The sequence below is a fragment of the Citrobacter sp. VF227 genome, from assembly GCF_052950715.1.
In genome coordinates this window covers 1-614 of record NZ_JBRFVF010000155.1, presented here as the reverse complement: position 1 = coordinate 614, position 614 = coordinate 1, and the positions used below count along the sequence as shown (strand labels likewise).

The 614-nt window shown below is 73.0% G+C and carries 1 protein-coding gene; it reads right to left on the bottom strand.

Annotation, left to right across the window (positions count from 1 at the left end; all coding sequences use genetic code 11):
* The coding region (locus ACU8YC_RS25610) for a TonB-dependent receptor (protein ID WP_446896051.1) at positions 1-614 on the bottom strand (614 nt) is incomplete at both ends.

Here is a 614-nt window from a genome sequence, read left to right as displayed (position 1 = left end):
GTCCAGTAGCGCGCGTCGGTCACGTTGAGGACGCTGGCCCGGAAGGTCGTCCGGCGCTCTGCGACCAGGGTCGTGTAGCGCAGGCCGAGGTCGAGGCGGGCCCAGTCGGGCAGCGCCTGGGTATTCGCGAGGTCGACGAACTGCCGCCCCGTATAGATGACCGCGCCGTTTAGCGTCAGGCCGGGTAACCCGGGCAGGTCCCACTCGGCACCCAGGCTCGCCTGGACCTCCGGCACGCCGATCGGCCGGTGCCCGCGATTGGCGGCGAGCGCTGTCCGGACGAGGCGTCCGTCCAGCAGGGTGACGCCCCCGACCACCCGCACCTGCGGGGTGATCTCGCCGAACAGGCTCAGCTCGAGCCCGCCGACGCGCTGCTCGGCCGTCGCCGCGAAGCGCCCCTGCGGCCCGAGTTCGCCCGCGGGCTTCGTGATCCGGAACGCGCCGAGCGTGGCGCCGAACCGGCCGAGATCGAGCTTCACGCCAGCCTCGACCTGCCGGGCCACGTAGGGCGCCAGGATCGTGCCGGAATTGGTCGCCACCGCCGGGGCCACGTCGCCGCGGCTCAGGCCCTCGATGTAGTTGCCGTAGAGCGAGACCGAGTCCCAGGGCCGCAC